Source organism: Devosia sp. (assembly GCF_017307565.1).
Lineage (GTDB): Bacteria > Pseudomonadota > Alphaproteobacteria > Rhizobiales > Devosiaceae > Devosia.
This window is the reverse complement of record NZ_JAFKHD010000470.1, coordinates 1-1,928: the sequence shown is the minus strand read 5'-3', so window position 1 is coordinate 1,928 and position 1,928 is coordinate 1. Positions and strand designations below refer to the sequence as shown.

Genomic DNA, 1,928 nt, shown 5'->3' with positions numbered 1-1,928 from the left:
CGGAGCGGTAGGCTTGTTCGCCGGGCTTGTGAAGTCCGGAACAGCCTTTTGCGTCCAGCCGGCGGGCCTCATCAGGGCCGGGCGGGGTTGGGAAAACCTGCACAGCCCTCGTGCTAAACCCTCGGCCCCGGATCCATCAACACGTGAATCCGGTCCGCCCCCATGCGCGCCAGTTTCAGCATCAGCGCCTTGCGCCGCGCCGGAGCGAGCGGAGTATCCGGACTATCGCGCAGAATGGCCCCATCATGCCCGTCGGCAACGATCAGCCCCTCGCTTTCGGGAAAGATTTCGGCGTCCAGTTCCGGGGGTTTGGCAAAGAAAAACTTGTCGGAGAATTCCCGATATTCCGGCCATTTCCGGTCGACCTGAAAGTCGATGAGGCTCGACTTGATCTCGACGATCCAGATCTCGCCCTTGGGGCCAACCGCGAGAACGTCGGCGCGCCGCCCGTTGCTGAGCGGCACTTCGGCGTAGCATGCCATGTCGTGCCGTTCGCGCAGCATGCGCATGACCCCGCGCTGCACGCGCAGGGCCGTGGCCGATTGCCGGAGATCGACGATCTCGGGCAGGTCGCGCGGCGGCAGACCCTCACCCATTTGGACCAAGCGGCTCGGGCGGCATGCCGTGCGGCGCCTCCACGCTCCGCGTGCCAAGCGCGAAGCTCGAGGCCCAGAGGCCAGCCAGCAGCAGCGGCAGACAGATGAGATAGGACATGCGGATGCCGAGATATTCGGCAACGAAACCAAGGAGCGGCGGGGCGAGGAAGAAGACAACGAAGCTTACCTGGCCGATGGCCGCCACATTGACCGCCGCCGGGCGATCCGTGCGCTGCGCCGCGGCTGAGACAGCCAGCGGATAGACCGCCGAACAGCCCGCGCCCATCAGCGCAAAGCCGACCAGCGCCAGTTCAGCCGACGGCGCCGTGCCGACCAGCAGCGCGCCGAGACTTGCGGCCGTCAGCATCACCATGGCGACATTGCGCGGCCCGAAACGGGCGACGATCGGGTCGGCCGAAAGGCGCATCGCCGCCATGAAGAAGGCAAAGAGCGTCAGGCCCATACCGCCGATGAACGGCTCCACGGCAAAGACATTGCGCATGTAGATAGCCGACCAGTCGATCCCGGCGCCCTCGACGAGGAAGGCGGCAAAGCCAATGAGGCAGAGCGGCAGGAGACCGAGATTGGGGAAGGCAAAACGATGGCCGCTATCGCCCGCCCGCACCGGTTTTGGCGCTTCGGTCGCCGAAAACAGCAGCGAACCGGCAACAAGGACGACGATGACGGCCACGATGCCAAGATGCCAGCCAGCCGAGAGCCCCGACTGACGGATCACTGCGCCAAAGAGCGCGGTGACGAAAAAGCCGACGCTCCAGAAGCCGTGCGCCCGGTTCATGAAACGCTGGCCAGTCTGCACTTCAAGCCGGTCGATTTCGACATTGAGATTGATCTCGAGCGCACCGGCGAGCAGCCCGGCAAAGAACAGCACGACGAACATGGCCGGCGCCACCGGCAGCCAGGGAATGGTCGAAAACAGCACTGCCGGCCCGAGAACAGTCAGAAGCGCGGTCTTGCGGAAGCCGAGCTTTTCGACCACCGGCGGCCCAAAAGTGAGCGCGATGAGCGAGCCGATGGCCATGCCGATCATGGTCAGGCCCAACTGGCCTTCGGAAATGCCGAGATGGGTCTGGATATCGGGCAGACGCGCCATCAGCGCGCCCGTGGTCACGGCGAAGAGGAAAAAGCTCGCATAGATGCGGTGTTGCGGGGCGATCATGAGGTTGCTTCACGCAGAACGGGTTTGGGGGCAAGGACGTGGGCGGTCGTGAAACCAAGCAGGACCAGCGGAATGCCGACACCGAAAACCCACTGAATGCCGAAATGCTCGCCGATATAGCCCAGAAGCGGCGGCCCGAGGAGGAAGGCAACGAA

Annotated in this window: 2 protein-coding genes; both read right to left on the bottom strand. The window is 64.4% G+C overall.

What is annotated here, in order from left to right; translation table 11 throughout:
* Positions 1-113: 113 nt before the first annotated feature.
* Positions 114-596 (bottom strand): MmcB family DNA repair protein, encoded by a 483-nt coding sequence (locus J0I64_RS20760; protein ID WP_291411870.1) that lies wholly within the window; start codon positions 594-596, stop codon positions 114-116.
* Positions 589-1,773: an MFS transporter gene (locus tag J0I64_RS20755; RefSeq protein ID WP_291411867.1), complete on the bottom strand. Its 1,185-nt coding sequence runs from the start codon at positions 1,771-1,773 to the stop codon at positions 589-591. The genes J0I64_RS20760 and J0I64_RS20755 overlap by 8 nt, the downstream gene beginning before the upstream one ends.
* Positions 1,774-1,928 lie beyond the last annotated feature (155 nt).